This is a genomic window from Streptomyces sp. SDT5-1 (genome assembly GCF_052245995.1).
In the GTDB taxonomy this organism is placed as follows: domain Bacteria; phylum Actinomycetota; class Actinomycetes; order Streptomycetales; family Streptomycetaceae; genus Streptomyces.
The window spans coordinates 39,443-62,686 of the sequence record NZ_CM125963.1 but is presented as its reverse complement, the minus strand read 5'-3'; the positions used below and the strand labels follow the sequence as shown (position 1 = coordinate 62,686).

Annotated in this window: 23 protein-coding genes; 15 read left to right on the top strand and 8 right to left on the bottom strand. The window is 71.3% G+C overall.

All coding sequences use genetic code 11. The features are described 5' to 3' along the window. Positions 1–4 precede the first annotated feature (4 nt). Genes ACTWJ8_RS00315 through ACTWJ8_RS00300 form a run of 4 tightly spaced genes read left to right on the top strand, consistent with a single transcriptional unit; the run spans position 5 to position 2,760 of the window. Complete coding sequence (locus tag ACTWJ8_RS00315; RefSeq protein ID WP_443262303.1) at positions 5–745, top strand: DUF4310 family protein; 741 nt, start codon at positions 5–7, stop codon at positions 743–745. A 25-nt stretch (positions 746–770) separates the two neighbouring features. After that, positions 771–1,874 carry a DgaE family pyridoxal phosphate-dependent ammonia lyase gene (locus ACTWJ8_RS00310; protein WP_443262302.1) on the top strand — a complete coding sequence of 368 codons (1,104 nt, stop codon included), beginning with the start codon at positions 771–773 and terminating at the stop codon, positions 1,872–1,874. Then, complete coding sequence (locus ACTWJ8_RS00305) at positions 1,871–2,134, top strand: HPr family phosphocarrier protein (RefSeq protein WP_443262301.1); 264 nt, start codon at positions 1,871–1,873, stop codon at positions 2,132–2,134. The genes ACTWJ8_RS00310 and ACTWJ8_RS00305 overlap by 4 nt, the downstream gene beginning before the upstream one ends. Positions 2,135–2,166: 32 nt before the next feature. Further along, a complete protein-coding gene (locus ACTWJ8_RS00300) occupies positions 2,167–2,760 on the top strand; it encodes a bifunctional 4-hydroxy-2-oxoglutarate aldolase/2-dehydro-3-deoxy-phosphogluconate aldolase (protein WP_443262300.1) in 594 nt (197 codons plus the stop codon). Here the strand turns inward: ACTWJ8_RS00300 and ACTWJ8_RS00295 are convergent. Together ACTWJ8_RS00295 and ACTWJ8_RS00290 are read right to left on the bottom strand one after the other, a co-directional pair. Then, positions 2,705–3,151, bottom strand: a complete 447-nt coding sequence (locus tag ACTWJ8_RS00295; RefSeq protein ID WP_443262299.1) for a 5-carboxymethyl-2-hydroxymuconate Delta-isomerase — start codon at positions 3,149–3,151, stop codon at positions 2,705–2,707. The genes ACTWJ8_RS00300 and ACTWJ8_RS00295 overlap by 56 nt on opposite strands. A 135-nt stretch (positions 3,152–3,286) precedes the next feature. After that, positions 3,287–4,651: an FAD-dependent oxidoreductase gene (locus tag ACTWJ8_RS00290; protein ID WP_356382587.1), complete on the bottom strand. Its 1,365-nt coding sequence runs from the start codon at positions 4,649–4,651 to the stop codon at positions 3,287–3,289. A gap of 249 nt (positions 4,652–4,900) precedes the next feature. On the opposite strand from ACTWJ8_RS00290, the gene msrA reads away from it, so the two are divergent. The 3 genes from msrA to ACTWJ8_RS00275 all read left to right on the top strand — a co-directional run bounded on the left by msrA (position 4,901) and on the right by ACTWJ8_RS00275 (position 7,463). Continuing rightward, positions 4,901–5,410: a peptide-methionine (S)-S-oxide reductase MsrA gene (gene msrA, locus ACTWJ8_RS00285; protein WP_356382590.1), complete on the top strand. Its 510-nt coding sequence runs from the start codon at positions 4,901–4,903 to the stop codon at positions 5,408–5,410. An 87-nt stretch (positions 5,411–5,497) separates the two neighbouring features. After that, positions 5,498–7,228 carry an MFS transporter gene (locus ACTWJ8_RS00280; protein ID WP_443262298.1) on the top strand — a complete coding sequence of 577 codons (1,731 nt, stop codon included), beginning with the start codon at positions 5,498–5,500 and terminating at the stop codon, positions 7,226–7,228. A gap of 55 nt (positions 7,229–7,283) precedes the next feature. After that, positions 7,284–7,463: a hypothetical protein gene (locus tag ACTWJ8_RS00275; protein ID WP_356382595.1), complete on the top strand. Its 180-nt coding sequence runs from the start codon at positions 7,284–7,286 to the stop codon at positions 7,461–7,463. Between the two features lie 8 nt (positions 7,464–7,471). Here the strand turns inward: ACTWJ8_RS00275 and ACTWJ8_RS00270 are convergent, their stop codons facing one another. Beyond that, positions 7,472–8,035, bottom strand: a complete 564-nt coding sequence (locus tag ACTWJ8_RS00270; protein ID WP_443262297.1) for a cysteine hydrolase family protein — start codon at positions 8,033–8,035, stop codon at positions 7,472–7,474. Positions 8,036–8,048: 13 nt separating this feature from the next. After that, a complete protein-coding gene (locus tag ACTWJ8_RS00265) occupies positions 8,049–9,017 on the bottom strand; it encodes an LLM class F420-dependent oxidoreductase (protein ID WP_443262296.1) in 969 nt (322 codons plus the stop codon). A 148-nt stretch (positions 9,018–9,165) separates the two neighbouring features. On the opposite strand from ACTWJ8_RS00265, the gene ACTWJ8_RS00260 reads away from it, so the two are divergent. Both ACTWJ8_RS00260 and ACTWJ8_RS00255 read left to right on the top strand, forming a co-directional pair. After that, positions 9,166–9,744 carry a TetR/AcrR family transcriptional regulator gene (locus ACTWJ8_RS00260; RefSeq protein WP_443262295.1) on the top strand — a complete coding sequence of 193 codons (579 nt, stop codon included), beginning with the start codon at positions 9,166–9,168 and terminating at the stop codon, positions 9,742–9,744. 28 nt (positions 9,745–9,772) lie between these two features. Beyond that, the gene (locus ACTWJ8_RS00255) at positions 9,773–11,008 is read left to right on the top strand and encodes an NADH:flavin oxidoreductase (RefSeq protein ID WP_443262294.1); all 1,236 of its coding nucleotides are present in this window, start codon (positions 9,773–9,775) and stop codon (positions 11,006–11,008) included. Positions 11,009–11,037: 29 nt separating this feature from the next. On the opposite strand, the gene ACTWJ8_RS00250 is transcribed toward ACTWJ8_RS00255, so the two are convergent. Then, the gene (locus ACTWJ8_RS00250) at positions 11,038–11,691 is read right to left on the bottom strand and encodes a dihydrofolate reductase family protein (protein ID WP_356382609.1); all 654 of its coding nucleotides are present in this window, start codon (positions 11,689–11,691) and stop codon (positions 11,038–11,040) included. A gap of 77 nt (positions 11,692–11,768) precedes the next feature. After that, a complete protein-coding gene (locus ACTWJ8_RS00245) occupies positions 11,769–12,575 on the bottom strand; it encodes a hypothetical protein (RefSeq protein ID WP_356382612.1) in 807 nt (268 codons plus the stop codon). A 502-nt stretch (positions 12,576–13,077) separates the two neighbouring features. On the opposite strand from ACTWJ8_RS00245, the gene ACTWJ8_RS00240 reads away from it, so the two are divergent. Together ACTWJ8_RS00240 and ACTWJ8_RS00235 are read left to right on the top strand one after the other, a co-directional pair. Beyond that, the gene (locus tag ACTWJ8_RS00240) at positions 13,078–13,803 is read left to right on the top strand and encodes a GntR family transcriptional regulator (protein ID WP_443262293.1); all 726 of its coding nucleotides are present in this window, start codon (positions 13,078–13,080) and stop codon (positions 13,801–13,803) included. A gap of 51 nt (positions 13,804–13,854) precedes the next feature. Then, the gene (locus ACTWJ8_RS00235) at positions 13,855–14,616 is read left to right on the top strand and encodes a sulfite exporter TauE/SafE family protein (protein ID WP_443262292.1); all 762 of its coding nucleotides are present in this window, start codon (positions 13,855–13,857) and stop codon (positions 14,614–14,616) included. Between the two features lie 33 nt (positions 14,617–14,649). Here the strand turns inward: ACTWJ8_RS00235 and yicI are convergent, their stop codons facing one another. Next, positions 14,650–16,875, bottom strand: coding sequence for an alpha-xylosidase (gene yicI, locus ACTWJ8_RS00230; RefSeq protein ID WP_443262290.1), 2,226 nt, complete (start codon positions 16,873–16,875; stop codon positions 14,650–14,652). A gap of 332 nt (positions 16,876–17,207) precedes the next feature. On the opposite strand from yicI, the gene ACTWJ8_RS00225 reads away from it, so the two are divergent. The 4 genes from ACTWJ8_RS00225 to ACTWJ8_RS00210 are packed head-to-tail and all read left to right on the top strand — an operon-like array spanning position 17,208 to position 21,672. Continuing rightward, complete coding sequence (locus tag ACTWJ8_RS00225) at positions 17,208–18,473, top strand: ABC transporter substrate-binding protein (RefSeq protein ID WP_443262289.1); 1,266 nt, start codon at positions 17,208–17,210, stop codon at positions 18,471–18,473. Positions 18,474–18,488: 15 nt separating this feature from the next. Then, positions 18,489–19,439, top strand: coding sequence for a carbohydrate ABC transporter permease (locus ACTWJ8_RS00220; RefSeq protein ID WP_443262287.1), 951 nt, complete (start codon positions 18,489–18,491; stop codon positions 19,437–19,439). 5 nt (positions 19,440–19,444) lie between these two features. Beyond that, entirely contained in the window at positions 19,445–20,266 is an 822-nt protein-coding gene (locus ACTWJ8_RS00215; RefSeq protein WP_356382629.1) for a carbohydrate ABC transporter permease, read from the top strand. A gap of 8 nt (positions 20,267–20,274) precedes the next feature. Then, positions 20,275–21,672, top strand: coding sequence for a GH1 family beta-glucosidase (locus tag ACTWJ8_RS00210; protein WP_443262286.1), 1,398 nt, complete (start codon positions 20,275–20,277; stop codon positions 21,670–21,672). A gap of 3 nt (positions 21,673–21,675) precedes the next feature. On the opposite strand, the gene ACTWJ8_RS00205 is transcribed toward ACTWJ8_RS00210, so the two are convergent. Beyond that, entirely contained in the window at positions 21,676–22,995 is a 1,320-nt protein-coding gene (locus tag ACTWJ8_RS00205; protein ID WP_443265143.1) for a glycoside hydrolase family 18 protein, read from the bottom strand. Positions 22,996–23,244: the final 249 nt, after the last annotated feature.

The window sequence follows — 23,244 nt, the reverse complement described above, 5'->3', positions numbered from 1 at the left end:
CGACATGACCGAGACATCAACCGCCGCGTCGGGCGGCATACCGGCACAGAACGACTCCGGGGAGAAGCAGTCCAAGGGCGGCTTCCTGACCAAGGTGCCGGGCGAGGGCAGCTTCTGGCTCTCCGAATGGGCCTTCCCCGTCTTCGTGGCCTGCCTGGCCTCCGGCATCTTCACCGGTACGCACCTCTACTACACGTACGGCACCGGTGTGTTCAGCGACGTCGCCGTGGCCTCCATGCTCAAGGCCGGTATGGAGAGCGGCAGTTACGGCGCCGCCGCCGCGTTCGGCGCGGGCTTCCTGTTCGCCCGCGTCATCGAGGGGCCCATGGTCGGCATCCTCGACATCGGCGGCTCCCTCCAGACCGGCGTCGGTATCGGCGTGCCCGCGATGCTGCTCGGCGCCGGGTTCACCGCCCCGCTCCAGCACTTCTGGCTCGCCATCCCGGTGGGCGCCCTGCTCGGTGCGCTGATCGGCGCCGCGATCCTCGCGATCCGGCGGGCCACCGTGAACTCGACGGGCGGCACCTCCACCTTCGGAGCCGACGTGATGATGGGCGCCGGCAACTCCGCCGGACGCTACCTCGGGCCGCTCGTCATCATCTCCGCCGCCACCGCCTCCCTGCCCGTCGGCATCGGCTCCACCGTCGGCGCCGCCCTCTTCTACAAGTGGCAGAAGCCGCTCACCGGCGGGGCCATCATCGGCGCGATGATCGCGGGCCTCTTCTTCCCCATCCCCGGCAAGTGACCACCCCCAGGCTCTCGGGAGCAACGTGCAATCCCTCCACCACGACCTCGGCACACCCCCAGCCATCAACGCCAGCGGCAAGATGACCGCGCTCGGCGGCAGCGTCCTCAGCGAGGGCGTCGTCGCCGCGATGGGCGAGGCAGCCCGGCACCACGTCGTCATGGACGACCTGATGGCCGCCGTCGGCCGCGAGATCGCCCGTGCCACCGGCACCGAGGACGGCTGCCCCACCACGGGCGCCGCCTCCGGCATCGCCATCGCCGTCGCCGCCCTGATCGCGGGCACCGACGTGTCCCGCATCGAGGCCCTGCCCGACCCCGGCGACGCCCCCTGCGAGGTGATCCTGCCGCGCGGCCATTCCGTCCACTTCGGGGCGCCCGTACGGCAGATGGTCGCGCTCGGCGGCGGCCGCCCGGTCGAGGTCGGCTCCGCGAACAAGGTGACCGCGGCCCACCTGGCGGGCGCCGTCGGACCGCGCACCGTCGCCCTCCTGTACGTCCAGTCCCACCACGCCGTCCAGAAAGGCATGGTGTCCCTCGCGGAGACGATCGAGGTCGCCCACGCCCACGACCTCCCGGTGATCGTCGACGCTGCAGCCGAAGAGGATCTGCGCCACTGGCCGGCCACCGGCGCCGACCTCGTGATCTACAGCGGCGGCAAGGCCGTCGGCGGACCCACCTCCGGCATGATCTGCGGCGGCGCCGCGCACATGGCGGCGTGCCGGGCTCAGTACGGCGGCATCGCCCGCCCCATGAAGGTCGGCAAGGAGACCCTGTTCGGCCTCGTCCAGGCCCTGCGCGAGTACGGCACCGCCCCGTCCGGCGGGCACCGCCCGCGCATGGAGAAGCTGGCCGCGCGCCTCGCCGGCCTGCCCGGCATCACCACGCGCGTCGTCGGCGACGAGGCGGGCCGCGACATCCACCGCACCGAACTCACCGTCGACCCGGACACGGCAGGCCGCGACGCGGCCGGTCTCGCCGCCGAACTCGCCGCCTCCGGCGTGTACCTGAGGGACCACCACGCCGCCACCGGCCGCCTCACCATCGACCCGCGCCCCCTGAACCCCGACGAAGAGGACCAGCTGGTGCGCCGGCTGACCGCCCTGCTGGACGGAGAGACCAACCGATGACCGTCGTCGAACGCCGCCTCGTGGTCACCGAGGAGGCCGGCCTGCACGCCCGCCCCGCCACCGCCTTCGCCCAGATCGCCGCCCGCGCAGCGGCCGATGTCACCGTCGCACGCGACGACGGCGACGAGGTGCCCGCCCGCAGCGTGCTGTCCCTGATGACCCTCAACATCCGCTGCGGCGACGCCATCGTGCTGCGCGCCCGGGGCGCCGACGCCGAGTCCACCCTCGACGCCCTCGCCGAGATCGCGGCCCCGGCATGACCGAGGCGACCAGCACCCCACCGGAGACATCCATGCACGCCGACGTCATCGACGCCCTGCGCGCCGCGCGCGTCACCCCGACCGTCCGAGAGGCCGACGCCGACACCGCCGACCGGGTCGCCCGCACCCTCGTGGAATGCGGCCTCACCGCCTTCGAGTTCACCGCCACCACACCCGGCTGGGAGCACCTGGTGGCGGCCTGGACGAAGGAGTTCCCCGAGGTGACGCTCGGCCTCGGCACCGTCACCTCGCCCGACATCGCCGAGCGCGCCCTTGCGGCCGGGGCCGACTTCCTGGTCAGCCCGTTCCAAGTACCGGAGGTACGTCCCGTGGCCGACACCGCGGGACGGCTCCTGGTGGAGGGCGGCCTCACCCCGAGCGAGCTGCGGACCGCGGCGGGCCGGGGTGTCGCGAAGCTGTTCCCCGCCCATGTCGGCGGCATCGCCTACCTGAAGTCGGTGCTCTCCGTGCTGCCCGGCGCCCGGATCATGGCGACCGGCGGCGTGGCCGTCGACGAGGCCGACCGGTGGCTCGCCGCCGGCGCGTTCACCGTCAGCATCGGCAGCGACCTCACCCGCGGCGACGTACCGTCCAACGTGGCCCGGCTGAAGGCGCGGATCGGCTGAGCGCCGACGGGGCGGCCGGGCGCCCGCAGGCGTCCGAGGCGCACGCGTGCCGCGTCGGATACAGGCTGTACGCCGCCAGGGGCCGCACCTCGACGGAACACACCACGTCCTCGCCCGCCCGCTCGACCAGCAGCGCGAGGATCCGCTGCGAGAGCCGGTCCATGGTCCGCTCGCTGCGCCCCGGCAGCAGCGCCACCTCCACGTGCACCACGGGGGCGTCCTCCTGCTCGCCCCCGACGACGTACGTCTCGGTGGCGGCGCGGAAGAACGTCTTGCAGGTGCCGCGGGATCCCGACCCCTCGACGACCAGGGCGCCCAGCTCCACGGCGAGGGCCCGCCGGTCGAGGGTGTCGGAGAGTGCGGGCGAGTAGTCGACGGTGATCTGAGGCACGGCGCCTCCGCGGCGGACAAGGTGGGTGGGCTTTACATCTATCCGCACCAGCTTATCCCGTCGCCGAACTCGCCCCGCACGCGCGGGTACGTGTGAGGGCCCGACCGGAATCCGGCCGGGCCCTCACACGGAGTCTCACGCCTCGCTGGCGTCCAGCATCTCGTCGCGCTCCACGATCTTCACGCGCTCACGGCCCTGCGGCTCGCCGAGCGCCTTCTCCGCGGCGTCGAGCTTGTACCAGCCCTCCCACGTCGTGTAGCGGACGCCGCGCTCGCCGAGGAACTCGTCGACGGCCTCGGGGGCGGGGGAGACCGGCGTCTGCAGGCGGCCCTCCGCGTGGTCCGCGAGGAGGTTCCCGATCGCCTCGTTGGCGTCGCCCTTGGTGTGCCCGATGAGGCCCACGGGGCCGCGCCGGATCCATCCGGTGACGTACGTCGACTGGAGGTGCTCGCCGTTCTCCTGGATGACACGGCCGCCCTCGTCCGGGACGGTGCCGGACTTGATGTCCCAGGGCAGCTTGGGCAGTTCGTCGGAGAGGTAGCCCACGGCGCGGTAGACGGCGCCGAGGTCCCAGTCGGTGAACTTGCCCGTGCCCTTGACGTTGCCCGTGCCGTCCAGCTCGGTGCGCTCGGTGCGCAGGCCGACCACCTTGCCGTCCTCGCCGAGGATTTCGGTGGGCGACTCGAAGAAGTGCAGGAACAGCTTGTGCGGGCGGTCGCCCTCGTCGCGGATCGCCCAGTTCTCCAGCGTCTTGGCGACCATGTCGGTCTGCTTCTCGCCGCGCCGGGCGGCGATCGAGCCCTCGTCGTAGTCGATGTCCTCGGGGTTGACGATGACCTCGATGGACGGGGAGTGGTCCAGCTCGCGCAGCTCCATGGGGCTGAACTTCGCCTGCGCCGGGCCGCGGCGGCCGAAGACGTGGATCTCCTTGGCCTTGTTCGCCTTCAGGCCCTCGTACACGTTGGCCGGGATCTCGGTCGGGAGCAGCTCGTCCGCCGTCTTCGCGAGCACGCGGGCGACGTCGAGGGCGACGTTGCCGACGCCGAGGACCGCGACCTTCTCGGCCTCCAGCGGCCAGGTGCGCGGGAAGTCGGGGTTGCCGTCGTACCAGGCGACGAACTCGGCCGCGCCGTAGGAGCCGTCGAGCTCGATGCCCGGGATGTCGAGCGCCCGGTCGGCCGTGGCGCCGGTGGAGAAGACGATGGCGTCGTAGAAGGCGCGCAGGTCGTCGAGGTCGATGTCGCGCGGGTAGTCGACGTTGCCGAACAGCCGGATCTGCGGCTTGTCGAGCACCTGGTGCAGCGCCTTGACGATGCCCTTGATGCGCGGGTGGTCCGGCGCCACGCCGTAGCGGATCAGGCCGAACGGCGCCGGCATGCGCTCGAAGAGGTCGATGGACACCCCCGGCTCGGCGGCCGCTTCGGACTTGAGCAGGGCGTCGGCGGCGTAGATGCCGGCGGGGCCGGCTCCGACGATGGCGACCCTCAGGGGGCGAGGCATGGTTCAGGTTCCCTTCGAGTGGTTCCCGTGGTCCGTACGTGCTGGTCGGGCCACGAGTGCTTGAAGGGAAGCCTAAAGTAAGGCAAGCCTTAGCAAGTAGGCGGGTCCGGTCTATGGGCACATAAGGCAGGCTTATGGGGGTCGATAGCCTCGCTTTAGGGGCTCACCTTAAGCTGGAAGATCTGCGGGTCCCGGTCTGTTGCACTCGTTGGATCCGTTGGTCGTGTCAGGAAGTGCAGGGAGTGGCGTATGTCGGAGAAGACCGAGAAGGCAGTGCTGGCGGGCGGCTGCTTCTGGGGAATGCAGGACCTGATCCGCAAGCGCCCCGGCGTGCTGTCGACGCGCGTGGGCTACTCCGGCGGTGACACGCCGAACGCCACGTACCGCAACCACGGCGACCACGCCGAGGCCATCGAGATCGTCTATGACCCGTCGGTGATCACGTACCGGGACCTCCTGGAGTTCTTCTTCCAGGTCCACGACCCGACCACCAAGGACCGTCAGGGCAACGACCTGGGGCGCAGCTACCGTTCCGCGATCTACTACGCGGACGAGGCGCAGCGCGAGGTCGCGGTCGACACCATCGCGGACGTGGACGCGAGCGGTCTGTGGCCCGGCAAGGTCGTGACCGAGGTCGAGCCGCTCGGCGACTTCTGGGAGGCCGAGCCGGAGCACCAGGACTACCTGGAGCGCTACCCCGACGGTTACACCTGCCACTTCCCGCGGCCGAACTGGAAGCTGCCGAAGCGCGCCGCCTGAGCCGTCGCCGTGCGGGCGCCGCCCCCTGCGGGGAGTGGCGCCCGCACGCATCTTGTTTCGCCTTACACGTAAATACATGATGGCTGCATGGATCAGCGTGAGTCGAAGACCGCGAGCCCCTTCAAGCAGCCCAAGGCCGTCTGGGCCGTCGCGTTCGCCTGCGTCATCTCGTTCATGGGCATCGGTCTCGTGGACCCGATCCTGCCCGCCCTCGCCGAGAGCCTGCACGCCACGCCCAGCCAGGTGTCCCTGCTGTTCAGCAGCTATCTGATCGTGACCGCCGTGGCGATGCTCGTCGTCGGCTGGTTCTCCAGCCGCTTCGGCGCCAAGCGCACCCTCGTCATCGGCCTGAGCGTCATCGTCGTCTTCTCGGCGCTCGCAGGCGCCACGGGCTCCATCAACGGCATCGTCGGCTTCCGCGCCGGCTGGGGACTCGGCAACGCCCTGTTCATCGCCACATCCCTCGCCGTCATCGTCGCCTCCGCGAGCGGCGGCTTCGGCGGCGCGATCATCCTCTACGAGACCGCGCTCGGCCTCGGCATCGCCGTGGGCCCGCTGCTCGGCGGCGAACTCGGCGCGATCAGCTGGCGCGGCCCCTTCTTCGGCGTCGCCGTCCTCATGGCGATCGCCCTCGCCGCCACGATCGCCTTCGTCCCCGACCTGCCCAGACCGAAGAGGATCACGTCGCCGCTCGCCCCGCTCCGGGCCCTGCGCCACCGCGGCCTGCTGACCATGGGCATCATGGCGCTGCTCTACAACTGGGGCTTCTTCACCATGCTCGGCTACGCGCCGTACCCCATGGAGCTCGACGCCCACGAACTCGGCCTCGTCTTCACCGGCTGGGGCCTGCTCGTCGCCCTGTTCAGCGTGTTCTTCGCACCCCGCCTCCAGGCCCGGTACGGCACCGCCGCCGTCCTCTACGCGAACCTGTTCTGCCTCGGCGTCGTCATGGCGGTCATCGCCGCGGGCGTCGCCACCCCCACCGTGGTGATCGTCGCCGTCATCGTCAGCGGCGCCTTCATCGGCATCAACAACACGCTCACCACTCAGGCCGTCATGCTCGTCTCCCCGGTGGAGCGCCCCGTCGCCTCCTCCGCGTACGGCTTCCTGCGGTTCATCGGCGGCGGCCTCGCGCCCTACGTCGCAGGGAAGCTCGCCGACGCCACCGACCTCAGCGTGCCCTTCTACCTGGCCGCGGGCACCTTCCTCCTCGCCATCCCCGTCCTGGCCAGCGGCCACCGGCTGCTGCGCAGGGCCGAGTCCGGGGGAGCGGAGAGCGAGCCGGTGCGGCCGTCGTTCACGCCCGTCGGTGCCCCGGCGCGGGACACCGCGCCGCGCGTCGTCGTCGCGGTCGGCGACCACGACAGGGCACCCGCCATCGTCGACGCCGCCGCGCGCCTCGCCCGCGACACCGGCGGCCCGCTGGAGGTCGTCCACGTCCAGCAGACCGCCGTGGTCGACGACCAGGCCACCGACACCGAGGACCTGGCGCAGGCCCGCGCCGCCGTCACCGCCCACCTCGACCGACTCGCGGGACAGGGCGTCGCAGCGACGGGCCAGGTGCTCACCAGCGTCGGTGACCACGCCGCCGCGGGCCGCGCCCTCGCCCGGCACGCCGAGGAGGTCGGGGCCCGCGTCGTCGCCGTCGGGCATTCGCCGCGCGGCCCGCTCGCCCAGTTCGCCGACGGCAGCTTCACCACCGCCCTCACCCACGCCTGCGCCCGCACCGTCGTCCTCGTCGACACGGCCGAGAACACCCCGCCGCGCCCCCTCAACCCGTCGTCCCTGGCCCAGCTGCGCGGCGCGGGAAACGTTTGATCCGCCCCCGATCGGTGAGGCTCGTGATCAGTCGACAACGGGGAGGAAGACGGAAATGTTCGCTCCAGGAAGCGCGTGGGTGCGCACCCGCACCGAGGCAGACACCAAGGCGTTCATCAAGGAGAAGGAACTCGAGCGCGAACGCTCGGCGCGGCCGGGGAGCGGCACCGCGATCTTGACAGGAATCGTGGTGCTGTTCCTCCTCGGCTGGGGCGTGTACGCACTCGTACGCTGAGGTTCGTCTCAGCCGGCGGCCTCGAACGTCACGTCCGGGGCCGCCACGATGCGGGCGCCCATGTTGCGCCGCATCATCTCGAGAGCCGCCTGCGCGAGCTCCGGGTGGATGGCCGCCACCGCGTCGTGCGGCACCGTGGTCCGCAGATGGCGGATGTGCGCGTCGAGCGCCGAATAGAGCACGCACTGCTCGGTCACCTGCCCGCACAGCACGATGTGTCCGACGCCCAGCTCCCACAGCAGATACGCGAGCGGGGTCTCGTAGAAGATCGAATGACGGGCTTTGACGACGAACAGCGAGTCGTCGTCGGGGCGCAGCGGCTCCACCAGATCCGCGTGCGGACCGGCGAGCGCCGTGTCCACCAGCTCTCCGTGGTGCGAGCGCCATTCGCCGAAATTGTCGTTGACGTAGATCACCGGGACGCCCGCGGCGCGCGCCCGCTCGAGCAGATCCACGATGGCGGGGACGACGGCACGGGAGGCGGGCAGCAGCAGCTCCGCGTCGGCGTGGTCGTACGTGTTGATCATGTCGATCACGACGAGCGCGGAGCCGTCGGAGGAGGGTGCGGGCACGATCGTCTCCCGGTCAGCCGAAGGCCTCGCGCAGCGCCGGCAGCAGCCGCACCGACGACCACTCCAGGAACTCGCGCTGCGCGTCCCCGCCGATCTGCACCAGCGCGAGCCCCGTGAACCCGGCGTCCGCGAACGGCTGAGCCGCCTTCACGAACTCGTCGACGTCGTCACCGCAGGGGATCGACTCGGCGACGTCGGACGGCCGCACGAACTGCGTCGCTCCCGCGAAGGAGTCGGGGTGCGGAAGCTCCGAGTTCACCTTCCAGCCGCCGCCGAACCAGCGGAACTGGTCGTGCGCACGCGCCACGGCGGCCCCGCGGTCCACGTCGTAGCAGACGGGCAGCTGGCCGATGCGCGGCTTGCCCTCGCCGCCGTGCCGGTCGAACGCGGACACCAGCTCCGGCTTGGGCTCGGTGGCGATCAGCAGATCGGCGAGGCGGCCCGCCAGCTCGCAGGACCGCTCGCCCGACACGGCGATGCCGATCGGCGGGGCGGTGTCGGGCAGGTCCCACAGGCGCGCCGACTCCACGTCGTAGTGCTTGCCGTGGTGTGTGAGGTGCCCGCCGTCGAACAGGCCGCGGATGATCGTCACGGCCTCCTCCAGCATCTCGTGCCGCACGTCCACAGCGGGCCAGCCGCGGCCCACCACGTGCTCGTTCAGGTTCTCGCCCGAGCCGAGCCCCAGCCGGAAGCGGCCCTCCGACAGCAGCTGCATCGTGGCCGCCTTCTGCGCCACCACCGCCGGGTGGTAGCGGAACGTCGGGCAGGTCACGTACGTCATCAGCGGCAGCCGCGACGTCGCCTGCGCCACCGCCCCGAGAACGCTCCAGGCGTACGGGGAGTGGCCCTGCGAGCGCAGCCAGGGGAAGTAGTGGTCGCTGGTCACCGAGAAGTCGAACCCCGTCTCCTCGGCCCCGACGGCATGCCCCACCAGCTCGCGCGGTCCGGCCTGCTCGGTCATCAACGTGTATCCGATGTCCATGGGAACCGGATCCCCCGGTGATCGCGGGGTCTAACGGTTTCGCCGCATTCGTACGACATTGTCGACCCCGGTTCGGGTGACGAGTGACCGCCGGAAAGTTTTCCATCACTGATTGAAAAGTGTGCCGCGCCGTGCTGTCCTGTGCCCCATGCCCACCGACGCCACGCGGGCGGCCCTCCTCGACGCCGCCGAACGGCTCTTCCTCGCCAAGGGGTACGAGCAGGTGTCGGTCCGCGCCGTGAACGCGGCGGCGGGCATGAACCCGGCCGCCGTGCACTACCACTTCGGCACCAAGGAGGACCTGGTCGCGGCGCTGCTCCAGAGCCGACTCGGCCCGCTGTGGGCGGAGCCGCTCGCCGCCGTCGCCGACACCGGCACCCCGAGTGTCGCCGCGTTCGTCGACGTCCTCGTGCGCCCGCTCGACGCCCTGACCGCGACACCGCACGGCCGGATGCTGCTCCACCTGCTCGCCCGCGTCGTGCTGCGCCGCCGCGACCTCCCCTTCGACGAGCGGTGGTTCGGCCACGGCCCCTGGCGCGACCTGCTGCGCGCCGCCCGCCCCGACCTCTCCCGCACCCAGGCGGCACACCGCCTGCGCATGACGTTCGACCTGCTGCTCCAGCTCTACGGCGAGCCGCAACCGGCCACCGCCGAACTGGGCGGCACACCCCGCCCGCCCGTCGAGGCCGTCATCGCCTACGTCACGGCGGGACTCGACGCCCCGTAGCCCCCGACCGTTGAGGAGTTGCACCGCCATGAGCACAGCCGACTCCGCCCCCGAAGCCCCTTCCGCTCCCGACCTGCTCGCCCCGGCCCGGCTCGGCCCGCTCACCCTGCGCAACCGGGTGATCAAGGCGGCCACCTTCGAAGGTGTCACGCGCGACGCCCTCGTGAGCGACGAGCTCATCGCGTACCACCGGCGCCCCGCCGCGGGCGGCGTCGGCATGTCCACCGTCGCGTACTGCGCCGTCGCCCCCGAGGGACGCACCGAACGGGACCAGATCTTCATGCGGCCCGAGGCCGTGCCAGGACTGCGCCGCCTCACCGACGCGGTGCACGCCGAGGGCGCCGCCGTGTCGGCACAGATCGGGCACGCAGGCCCGGTGGCCGATCCGGTGTCCAACGGGCTGCCCGCGCTCGCGCCCAGCCGCTTCCTGAACCTCCAGTCGTTCCGCTTCGCCCGCCCGGCCACCCGCGACGACATCGCCCGTGTCACCCGCGCCCACGCCCGCGCGGCCCGCACCGCCGTCGAGGCCGGATTCGACGCCGTCGAGATCCACCTCGGCCACAACTACCTGGCCAGCGCCTTCCTCAGCCCGAAGCTCAACAAGCGCAAGGACGAGTACGGCGGCACCCTCGCCAACCGCGCGAAGGTGGCACGCGGCGTGGCCCGCGCGGTGCGCGACGAGGTCGGCGACGAGATCGCCGTCACCGCGAAACTCAACATGGACGACGGGGTGTCCGGCGGCATCTGGCTCGACGAGAGCCTGCGCACCGCCGCCTGGCTGGAGGAGGACGGCAGCGTCGACGCCCTGGAACTCACCGCGGGAAGCTCGCTCCTGAACCCGATGTACCTGTTTCGCGGGGCCGCGCCCGTGCGCCAGTTCGCCGCCACGTTCCCGCAGCCGCAGCGGTTCGGCATCGAACGCGTCGGCAAGAGGTTCATCCGCGCCTACCCCTACGAGGAGGCGTTCCTGCTGCCGTACGCACGCCAGTTCAGGGCCGCCCTGAAGCTGCCGCTCATCCTCCTCGGCGGCATAGCCGACCGGGCCACCGCCGAGCGGGCCATGACCGAGGGCTTCGAGTTCGTGGCCATGGCCCGCGCACTGCTGCGCGAACCCGACCTCGTCCACCGCTTCGCCGAGGACCGCGCGGCCGACCGGCCGACACACTCGCTGTGCATCCACTGCAACCGCTGCATGCCGACCATCTACACCGGAACGCGCTGCGTCCTCATCGAACCCGAGCCCTTCCACGCCCGCGGCCACTGACCGCGGGACTCAGTGGAGGCGGTGCGGTATCACTTGCGCCAGAACAGGTGGTGCCGCACCGCGCCCGTGGGGCTCGGCACGACATCGCAGTGGAACCGGTCGAGCAGCTCGTCGGGGGAGTCCCACAGCTTCGACCCGGCGCCGAGCGTGACACCCTCCGCGACCGCCACGTGCAGGGTGTCGACCAGGTCGGCCTCGAGGAACTCGCGGACGGTGGTGGCACCACCACCGAGCCGGACGTCCTTGCCGTCGGCCGCCACCCTGGCCTGCTTGAGCACGGTGGCGGGGTCGGCGTCGACGAAGTGGAACGTGGTGTCCGACAGCGTGAACGACGGCCGTGTGTGGTGCGTCAGGACGAACACGGGGGTGTGGAACGGGGGCTCCTCGCCCCACCAGCCACGCCACTCGTGGTCCTGCCACGGTCCGCGCTGCGGACCGAACTTGCCGCGGCCCATGATCTCGGCGCCGATGTTGTTGCCGAAGTCCCGCGTCAGATAGTCGTCCAGACCGCGGGACCCGCCCGGATCCGTGCGATTGGGCCAGCTCGCCGTGGCCCCGGCCCAGGAGAACATCTGCCCCGGGTCGGCGTGGCCGAAGGGCCGCTCCAGGCTCTGGCCCTCACCGGCGCCGAAGCCGTCCGCGGACACATTGAAGTTCTGGACCCTCAGCAGTTGCTGCTTCACGAATGCCTCCTACGTGATCGACAACTGTGAGACTGCCACGGCGATCGAAACTCATCGCGCGGGCGCCGGGCGGGGTGTCACGCCGCGCCTTCCTTCTGCCCGGCCTTGTCCGCGGCCTTGCTCTCCGAGGTCTTGCCGGCTGCGGCCTTCGTGTCCGCCTTGGTGTCCTTCTTGGCGTCCGCGGCCTGCTTCGCGGGGGCCTGCTTCGCCGGCGCGGCGGAGCCGGGCGCGGAGACGTAGAACACCGAGCGCTGCTGGCGGGTGCGCTCGGCGCGGGCCTTCGCGACCAGGGCCTCCAGCGTGTTGCGGACGACCTTGGTGCTGAACTCCCGCTTGGGGTACGCCTTCTGGAGCGTCGAGGTGATCTCGGCGGCGGAGCGCGGGCTGGTCTCGGCGTCGAGCTGGGACACGATGAGCTCGACGAGCGTGGAGCCCTGCGGCGCGGCCTTCTTCGCGGCAGGGGCGGCGGGGGTGGTGGAGGCTGCGGCCTTGGCGCTCGGCGTGGTGGCCTTCGCGGACTTGGCCGCCTTGGCGGGCTTCGCCGTCTTCGCCGAGGCGGCGGTCGCCTCGCGGGCCTTCTTCGGCTGCGCCGACTTGGCGGTCGCGGTGTCCCGGGTCTTCTGGCGGGGGAGGCGGGCCGCCGCCTTGCCGGCCGCCTTCGCGGGGGCGGGCGGCTCGGGCAGGGGCGGGAGTTCGCCGCTGCCGAGGGACTTCAACATGCTTTCCAGGAGCGCCCTGTTCTCCTCAAGGGTGCCCAACTCGGCCTGCAGCGCGGCGATTTCCTCGCTGATCCGCTTCAACTCGTTCTCGTTGTGCGCGATGTCGTCCGCGATCCGGTCGGCGTAGCGGGCCTTGAGCTCGGTCTGCGGGGTGGTGTCCGACATGGTGTCTCGCTTTCGTGGCAAGGAGTGATCTGTCGGTGTGTGCATGTGTGCTGTAGGGCCGGATGGTACTCACACGGGTGCCCATCGCGTGGCAGGTCAGCACAGATCGGTCTCCTTTTACGGTACGGGAGTTGGCATGTTGACGCCCAATCAGGGCTTGCGTCCGATGCCACCGGAGCTGCTGACGGGGTAGGGGAGCGCATCGCCCTCGACGCCGGGACACCACTGTGACACCGACGTCAAACCCGGCTCGACCAGCGTGAATCCCTCGAAGGAGCGGCCGGTCTGCCCGGGTGTGCGGTTGGCCGGGGAGCAGCTGGGCGCGTTCCCCATGAGGCAGTTGAGGTGTCCGTGACCGGCGTTGCCACCGGCCTCGCCCGCTGCGCCGCAGGTCAGGCGTTTGCCCAGGTCGGGAGGGGTGGCGTAACACCCGCGAAACTTCCAAGGGCGTACGGTCGGCCGTCACACGGACAACAGCCACCGACACCGGGAAGGGGCCGGCATGGAACACCGGGACGGAACGCGGGCCGACCGGGCGCGCCGCGTCGCCGACGTGCTGCGCCAGCGCATCGTCGACGGCGCGTACGAGGGTGTGCTGCCGGACGAACGGACCCTCGGCCGGTCCCTCGGCGCCACCCGCAACGCCGTGCGCGAGGCGCTGAACCTGCTCAGGGACGAGGGCGTCGTGACACGGCGGCGCGGCATCGGAACCGTCATCACCGGCCACAAGGCAGGACACGGACTCGCCCGTCTCGTGGGCCTCGCCGAGGAGTTGACCGCGTACGGCACCGTCACCAACGAGGTCCGCGAGGCACGCGTCGTCCCGTACGCACCGCCCGCCATCACGCAACGCCTCGACCTCCCGGAACGCGCGGAGGCGGTCTACATCGAACGCCTGAGGTCCCTCGACGGCACCCCGCTCTCCCTGGACTCGACATGGCTCGCCCCCGACATCGGCCGTCCGCTGCTCGACCGCCATCTGGCGGGCCGAGACCTGTTCGCGCTCATCGAGGAGACCAGCGGCATCCGGCTCGGCAGCGCCGAAGTCACCGTGCACGCCGTCACCGCCGACCCGGACACCGCGCGCCTGCTCGACGTCGCGGAGGGCGCCGCCCTCTTCACCATCGACCGCCTGACCAGGCTCGCGGACGGCCGTCCCGTCGACGCCGAGTCGCTGCGGGTGCGCGCCGACCGGTTCGCGCTGCGCGCGGTGCTGCCGAGGGATTAGGGACCAGGACAGCGGGATGAGGAACCAGGACAGAAGGATCGACGACCACACATGACTCCGGACACGACGCACCTCGTTCTCCTGGCCGTCGCGGGACTTGTCGGCGGCATCGGCATCACCGCCATCGGGCCCGGCGGCGTGCTGCCCACCATCGGCCTGTTCCTGTTCTCCGGACTGACACCGTCCGGAGTGGCCGGCACCGCGATCGTCACCCACGTCGCCACCGGCCTGCTCGGCACGGCCGTGTACGCGCGCTCGGGTCAGCTCAAGGACCCCGGAACACGGCGCTGCGCCGCCGTCCTCGCGGGCGTTGCCCTCGTGGGCGCGCCGCTGGGCGTCCTGTGCAACACCCTCGTCGCGGGGCGGGGCTTCGGGATGCTCCTGGCCTGCGCGGTCGTCGTCACGGGCGTCCTGGTGTGGGTCCGCGACCGACGTGCCGTGCAGGACGCCGGGCGCACGCACATCCCACTGGTACGCACCGCCCTCATCGGCGCCGTCGTCGCGGTGGTGGCGGGCCTGTTCGGGCTCGGCGGGCCCATGCTGAGCGTGCCGCTGCTCGTCGTCGCCGGGCTGCCGGTGCTGTCGTCGCTGGCCGCGGCGCAGGCCCAGTCGATCGTGATCGCGAGCGCGGGCACGGTGGCGTACGTGGCGCACGGCTCGGTCGACTGGCCCCTGGCGGCCCTCGTGGGCGTCCCGGAGCTGATCGGCGTCGTCGTCGGCTGGCGCATCGCCCACGCCCTCCCTGCCCACCGTCTCAAGTACGCGATGGTGGCCTTCCTGCTGGCCTCGGCCCCGTTCCTGGCGCTGCACTGACGGGGTCGATGCGGGGAACGCCCCTCGCCGCCGTCAGAGCCCCTCGACCGTCACCTCACCCGACCCGCCCTCGACCGACACGGCCCCGGTCGCGGAGTTCCGCACCACCCGGTACGTCGCCGCCACCGCGCCGTGCGGGTCGGGGACGGTCACCGTGACATCGGCCGCGTCGGGGGTGGCCAGCAGCGTCAGCCCGTCGAGCCAGTCGCCGTCCGGGCGCGAGGTGTCCGCGCCGAGCGGCAGGACCGCGCCAGGACGGACGTACAGCGGCAGGCTGTCGAAGGCGTGGCGTTCGCGGCGCCACGCCGGGCCCTGAACCCGCTCCCCGGTCAGGAGGTGCGTCCACGTGCCCTCGGGGACGTAGAACTCGACGTCGCCGTCCGCCGAGAACACCGGCGCCACCAGCAGATCGGGGCCGAGCATGTACTGGCGGTCGAGGATCCGGGCGGTGGGGTCGTCGGGGAAGTCGAGCAGCATGGGGCGCATCAGGGGCACACCCGTGGTGTGCGCCTCGGTCGCGGCACCGTACAGATACGGCATCAGGCGGTGCTTGAGGCGGGTGAACTCCCGTGCCACGTCGACCGCTTCGTCGCCGAACTCCCACGGGACCCGGTACGACGACGAGCCGTGCAGGCGGCTGTGCGAGGACAGCAGGCCGAAGGCCAGCCAGCGCTTGAACACCGCGGGGTCGGGGGTGCCCTCGAAGCCGCCGATGTCGTGCGACCAGAACCCGAAGCCCGAAAGGGACAGCGAGAGTCCGCCGCGCAGCGACTCCGCCATCGCCCCGAACGACGACCAGCAGTCGCCGCCCCAGTGCACCGGGAATTGCTGCCCGCCCGCCGTGGCCGAGCGTGCGAAGAGGACGGACTCGCCGCGGCCGCGCTCCTTCTCCAGCAGGTCGAAGACGACCTGGTTGTAGAGGTGCGTGTAGTAGTTGTGCATGCGCTCCGGATCGGAGCCGTCGTGCCAGACGACGTCGGTGGGGATGCGCTCCCCGAAGTCCGTCTTGAAGCAGTCGACACCCTGGTCGAGCAGCACCTTGAGCTTCGCGCGGAACCACGCGCGGGCCTCGGGGTTCGTGAAGTCGACGAGCGCCATGCCCGCCTGCCACAGGTCCCACTGCCAGATGTCGCCATTGGCCCGCTTCACCAGATAGCCGTGCTCGGCGGCCTCGTCGAACAGCGCCGACTTCTGGGCGATGTACGGGTTGATCCACACGGAGATCCGCAGGCCGCGCTCCTTGAGCCGGGCCAGCATGCCCTCCGGGTCGGGGAAGACCGCGGGGTCCCACGCGAAGTCCGACCACTGGTACTCGCGCATCCAGAAGCAGTCGAAGTGGAAGACGCTCAGCGGGATGCCCCGCTCCGCCATCCCGTCGACGAACGACGTCACCGTCGCCTCGTCGTACGGCGTCGTGAACGACGTCGTCAGCCACAGCCCGAACGACCAGGCGGGCGGCAGCGCGGGACGCCCGGTGAGCGCCGTGTAGCGGCGCAGCACGTCCTTCGGGGTGGGGCCCGCGACGACGTAGTACTCCAGCGTCTGGTCCTCGACGCTGAACTGCAGCTGCCCGACCGACTCCGAGCCGACCTCGTACGACACCCGGCCCGGGTGCGCCACGAACACGCCGTACGCGCCGGCGGGGGAGACGTGCAGGCTGAACGGCACGTTCTTGTAGGCCTGTTCGCTGCTGGTGCCGCCGTCGGCCTGCCACATGTCGACGACCTGGCCGTTCTTCACGAACGGCGTGAAGCGCTCGCCGAGGCCGTACACCTGCTCGCCGACGCCGAGCGACAGCTGCGCCGCCATGTGGTGCCCGCCGTCGCCGGTGCGGAAGAAGGCGGTGCCCTTGCGGCCCGACGACGTGACCTCGCGGCCGTCCGCGTCCCGGAACGTCAACTGCCAGGGCGCGGCCTCGTCGAGGCACACCGACAGCGCACCGGTCGACAGCTCGACCAGGGAGCCGTCGCGGCGCACGCGGCGCACGGAGCCCGCGCCCTCGCCGGCCAGCCGGAACTCGGGCCCCGGCCGCAGCTTCCCCGCGTGATGCGTGACGCGGACGCCGATGATCCCCTCGGCGGGGGTGAAGCAGTCGACGGTCAGCAGCGGGGAGTTGAGGGTGTCGCCGCGCCGCTCGACCCGCTTGACGGCGGCGAACGCGGTGAACCGGTCGGCGTCGACCCGCAGGTCACGGACCTCGGTGGCGTACGAGGCCTCGACCCCGTCACGCATCAGCCAGAAACCGTCGGTGAACTTCATGATCTTCCTCGGGGTGGGCGGCGGGCGTGGACGGAGCGCCCGTAGACCGCATTTGAGCCCATGCCCCTCGAAAGATCAAGAGGTTCGGAGAACGAATCGTCGAAGCGCTTCGATTCCGTCGTCCACGGTGTGTAGCAGGACGTGCACGAGGCCGGAAAGTCGATGACAAGGGGTGGTGTCGAAGCGCTTGATGGCGTATTAGTCATGGCGGAATACAAATGCGATCCGCGTGTGCGGCGCAGGCCGGAGCCGCAGCGAGCCACGCGAAGACCCCGCCGGGACACGGGAGTTCCGCCGGGGCCGGCCACACCCACCAGGCAAGGGCATCCACCGTGACAGCAGCACTTCCACCGGACGAGCCGCGCCCCCGCGCCGGCCGCCGCGGCCGAAGGACCACCGCGGCACTCACCGCCTGTTCCGCGCTCGTCGCGGGCGCGGCGCTCAGCGGCTGCGCCGCCCAGCGCGACCCCGCCGTGTTCACCGTCCTCAACTCCTCGACCGACGCCTCGTACCACGGCTGGGACGCCGCGACGCTCAAGCGCTGCAGTGCAAAGCTGGGCCTCACCATCGAGCAGCAGAGCGTGCCCGCCGCGCAGGTCATGCAGAAGTCGCTGCGCATGGCGTCGTCGAAGTCGCTCCCCGACGTCATCCAGTTCGACGCCTCCGAGATGCCGACCTTCGCCGAGGCGGGCGGCCTCGTCGACCTGCGCTCGCTGGGCCTGTCCACGCGGGACATCCCCAAGGGCATCGTCGACTTCGGCTCGTACAAGGGCACCTACTACGGGGCCGCGCGCACGGTGAACACCCTCGCCCTCTTCTACAACAAGGACATCCTGAAGAAGGCGGGCCTCGACGTCCCCACCACCTGGGCCGAGATGCGCGACACCGCCAAGAAGCTCACCCAGGGCAGCCAGTACGGCATCGCCCTCAGCGCGGGTGGAGCCGAGGACGGCGTCTTCCAGTTCGCCCCGTTCATGTGGTCCAACGGCGGCGACGAGACGAACCTCGCCGGACCGAAGGTCGCGGGCGCCCTCGACTACTGGAAGAGCCTCATCAAGGACGGCTCGCTCTCCAAGTCGACCGTCAACTGGACCCAGGCCGACGTCAACGACCAGTTCATGGCGGGCAACGCCGCCATGATGATCAACGGCCCGTGGCAGGTGGAGACCCTGAACACCAAGAAGAACCTGCACTGGGGCATCGCGCAGATCCCCGTGCCGCGCCGGGGCGAGAAGTCCGTCGGACCGCTCGGCGGCGCCGTCCTCACCGTCCCGAGGACCGAGGACACCGGCCGCCAGAAGACCGCGGCGCGCATCATCCGCTGCATGGCGTCCGAGCGCGAGCAGATCACGTACGCCCGCAACAGTTGGATGGTCCCGGCCAACGCCAAGGCCGCCGCCACCTGGCGCGAGGAGGTGCCCGAACTCGACGCGCTCGCCGACCAGGTGGCCACCGCCCGCTCCCGCACCGCGAAGGTCGGCGCCCGCTGGTCGTCCGTGTCGCTCGCCCTCCAGAGCGCGTTCCAGTCCGCGCTCACGGGGCAGTCGAGCGAGGCCGCCCTGAAGCGGGCGCAGGCCCGCGCCACGAGCGGGAACTGAGGGGGAGCCACCACCATGTCGACCACCACGGCCACCGCACCCGCCGCCACGACCACGAGGGCTCCGGCGAAGAACGACCCGGTCCGCGCCCGGCGCCGCCGCCGGCTCGGCCAGTGGGGGTTCATCGCCCCCGCCGTCGTCTTCATGCTGCTGTTCTTCGGCTACCCGCTCGTCCGCAACGTCGTGATGAGCTTCCAGGACTTCTCGCCGTCGACGTTCTTCGACGGCAAGGCCCCCTTCAACGGCGCCGACAACTGGACCAAGGTCTTCCACGACGACCTCTTCGGCAAGGCGCTGTGGCACACCATCGTCTTCACCATCGGCTCCCTCGTCGGCCAGTTCGGCATCGGACTCGCGCTCGCCGTCTTCTTCACCAAGAAATTCCCGCTCAACGGCTTCCTGCGCTCCCTCATCCTGCTGCCCTGGCTCGTCCCGATGGTCGTCTCCGGCATCGTGTGGCGCCGCATCCTCGACCAGGACACCGGAGTCCTCAACTCCTTCGCCCAACTCCTCGGCCTCGACGGCCACACACCCTGGCTGACCAGCCCCGGCATGGCCCTGTTCTCCGTGATCATGGTGAACATCTGGATCGGCATCCCGTTCAACATGGTGATCCTCTACGGCGGCCTCCAGGAGATCCCCAAGGAGCTGTACGAGGCCTCGTCGCTCGACGGAGCCTCCGCCTGGCGCACCTTCCGCTCGATCACCCTGCCGCTCCTCAAGCCCGTCATCACCGTCGTGCTCGTCCTCGGCTTCATGTCGACTGTCAAGATCCTCGACCTGATCCTCGCCCTCACCGACGGCGGCCCCGCCGACTCCACGCAGACGCTCGGCACCCTCACGTACCAGAACTCCTTCGTACAGCTCGACTTCGGCGCGGGCGCCGTCGTCGGCAACGTCCTCATCCTCATCTCCGCCGTCTTCGCGGTGTTCTACCTGCGGGCCAACCGCGCCGAGGGGAAGTGACCCGCATGGCCACCACCACCGCCTCCGGGCGCCGCTGGGGCGCCACCGTCGTCGGACTCCTCGTCCTCGGCGTCATGCTGTTCCCGCTGTACTGGATGATCAACACGGCGCTGCAACCCGAGTCGGGGCTGCTCGAGGTGGCGCCGGTCCCCAAGTCGCTCGACCTCTCCGGCTTCACATCGGCGATCACCGAACAGGGCGGGCACCTGCTGACCTCCCTCGCCGTCGCGCTCGGCGCCGTCGCCATCTGCCTGGCGATCGCCGCGCCCGCCGCGTACGGGCTCGCCCAGTTCCGACTGCCCGGCAGCCGCACGATCGTCTTCGGCACGCTCATCACCCAGATGGTGCCGGGCATCGTCATCGCCAACGCCCTCTACAGCGCGTACGTCGACCTGGGCCTGGTCAACTCCTACTTCGGCCTCATGCTCGCCGACGCCTCGCTCGGCATCCCCTTCGCCATCGTCCTCATGCGCTCCTTCATGGTGGCGATCCCGAAGGAGGTCATCGAGGCCGCGGAGGCCGACGGCGCGGGCAGGCTGCGCACCTTCCTCCAGGTCGTCCTCCCGATGAGCCGCAACTCCCTCATCACGGCCGGCCTGTTCTCCTTCCTGTACGCGTGGAGCGACTTCATGTTCGCGCTCACGCTGAACACCACCGACGACGTCAAGCCGGTCACGCTCGGCATCTACCAGTACATCGGCGCGCACGTCGGCGACTGGGGCTCCGTGATGGCCGCGTCGGTCCTGTCGGCGATCCCCGCGGCCGTGCTGCTCGTGCTCGCCCAGAAGTACATCGCCGCCGGGATCACCGGCGGGTCCGTCAAGTGAGGTACCGCATGCCCGAATCGCCCACCTTCCCCGACGGCTTCGTGTTCGGCGCGGCCACCGCCTCGTACCAGATCGAGGGGGCCGCCACCGAGGACGGCCGCGGCCCCTCCATCTGGGACACCTACAGCCACACACCGGGCCGCACCCAAGAGGGCGACACCGGCGACGTGGCGTGCGACCACTACCACCGCTACCCGGAGGACGTGGCACTCCTGCGCGACCTCGGCGTCGACTCGTACCGCTTCTCGATCGCCTGGCCGCGCATCCAGCCGACCGGTGCGGGCCCGGCCAACCAGAAGGGCCTCGACTTCTACTCCCGCCTGGTCGACGAGCTCCTGGAGGCGGGCATCGAACCGGCCGCCACCCTCTACCACTGGGACCTCCCGCAGGCCCTCGAGGACCGGGGCGGCTGGCGCGTGCGGGAGACCGCGGAACGCTTCGGCGAGTACACCGCGCTCGTCGCCGACCACCTCGCCGACCGCGTCCCGCGCTGGATCACCCTCAACGAACCCTGGTGCAGCGCCTTCCTCGGCTACTCGGTGGGCCGCCACGCCCCCGGTGCGCAGGAGGGCACGGGCGCGCTCGCGGCCGCCCACCACCTGCTGGTCGGCCACGGCCTGGCGATGCGGGCCCTGCGCGCGGTCGGCGTCCGCGAGGCCGGCATCACCCTCAACCTCGACCGCAACCTCCCCGCCACCGACACGCCCGCCGACCGCGCCGCCGTCGTCCGCGCGGACACCCAGCACAATCTCGTCTGGACGGAACCACTCCTCGCTGGCCGCTACCCGACGACGGAGCAGGAAACGTGGGGCGAACTGATCGCCGCCGAGGACTTCCGCCGCGAGGGCGACCTCGAACTCATCGGCGCGCCCCTCGACTTCCTCGGCGTCAACTACTACCGCCCGATCGTCGTCGCCGACGCCCCGCACCGCGAGCCGGACCCGGCCCGCCGCGTCGCCACCGACAACCGCTACGAGGAACGCCCCTACCCGAACGCCCGCCGCACGGCGATGGGCTGGCCGGTCGCCCCCGACACCTTCACCGACCTCCTCACCTCGCTCAAGTCCCACTACGGCACGGCCCTCCCGCCCCTCCACATCACCGAGAACGGCTCCGCCGAACACGACGAGATCGCCTCCGACGGCGCCGTCCACGACACCGACCGCATCACCTACCTGCACACCCACCTCACGGCCCTGCGCGCGGCGATGGACGCGGGCGTCGACGTCCGCGGCTACTACGTGTGGTCCCTCCTCGACAACTTCGAATGGGCCCTCGGCTACGCGAAGCGCTTCGGCCTCGTCCGCGTCGACTACGCTACGCAGCGGCGCATCCCGAAGGACAGCTATCACTGGTATCGGGACCTGATCGCGGCGCATCGGGGGCGGCCGCGAGCGCGCCGGTGACGCTCAGCGGGCGTGTGCGGCGAAGGCCTTCATGAACGCGCCGTTCCGCTGCTTGATCCCGCTGCACGTGGCCGCCGCCGGGCCGCCCGGGCCGTCCGGGCACGCGCGGTCGCGGGTGGCCGACCACAGGGAGAGCCAGGCGAGGCCCTTGGACCTGGCGAACCGGCCGAGTTCGGCGGCGTCGGCGAGCGTGAACACCTCGCCGTCGACGTCGTTGACGCCGATCATCGGGGTGACGGCGACCCGCTTCCACACCGCACGGTCCGAGCCTCCGACGATGGACTTGAGCTGGGCGTGCGTGGCCTGCGCCGCGTCGATGGCGTAGGCGCCCATCCGGCCGCGGGGGTGCGGGGCGGACGACGAGCCGAAGTTCATGGCCATGGCGTTCACGGCGCCGATGTCGACGCCCTTCTTCTTGGCGTCGAGCAGCAGGGCGAGGCCGTCCGCCGTCAGGCCGCGGGGGAGCGCGGGCAGTGTGAACGACACGTCCAGGCCGGGATGGCGGCGTTGCAGCGCGGCGACGACCCGGTTGCGGCGCTCCACGCTCGCGTGGTCGGTGAGCGCGTCCCCCTCGATGTCGAAGTCGACCTTGGTGAGGCGGTACCGGTCGACGACCTTCTCGTACGCGGCCTCGAGGCGGGACGCGGACGTGCAGGTGCGGGCGAGTTCGTTGCCGCTCTGGCCGCCGAACGAGACACGTACGTCGCCGCCCGCGGAGCGCAGCGCGCCGATCTTCGCGGCGACCGGGTCGCCGTCGAGCGTGGCCTTGCCCCACTGCGGGGTGCAGTCGCCCTTGGGCTTCACGAAGGCAAGGGTGTACGTCTTCACGCCCGTGGCGCGGGCCGACCTCGGCAGGTCGAAGGCGGGGGAGAGGGAGGTGTCGACGTAGGGGGCGAACACCGGCGGCTTCGGCGGGGTGGCGGAGTGTGTCGGCTTCGGGCGGTGTGTGCGGGAGGGGGTGGGTGACGGCGCCTGGGCTGTGGGTATCGCGCCAATGGTGCAGGGTGTGCCGTCCACCGAGCAGTCCGTGGGGCGCGCCCCCGACGTCGTACGGGCCTCGAGCGCGAGGGTGACGGACTTCCCGGCCGCGAGCGGGGTGGCGCCCTGGCGCGGCTCGGCCGTCACGTGCCGGCCCTGCACGGTGTACCGCGCGTGCGTGAGGGAGGTCAGGTGGGCGCCCTTCGGCAACGTGAAGGACAGTGTCCAGTCGGAGGCCGGCGAGCCGCCCTCGTTGTGGAGCACGTACCGGCCGCTGAAGGTGTGCGGCGAGGTCGCGGTGCCCTGATAGCGCGCGGTCAGGGACGCGGGGTCGTCGCCGTTCATGGCGAGGAGGGTGCCGCCGACCGCGCCCGCGACGAGCAGCACGCCCCCGGCCGCGAGCGCGCCGGAACGGCGGCCGCCGGGCCGTGCGACCGGCCAGGTGCGCGGCTTGCGGCGCCTTCCGGCGGAGCGGCGGGACGGGGACGCCATGCGGGTCCTTCACATTCGGGTGCGGGGCACGGCCGAACATCGTAGGGGTTGTGTTCGAGCTGTGTCGGCTCGGTGCGAAGCGGACTGTTTCCCGTCAACCGA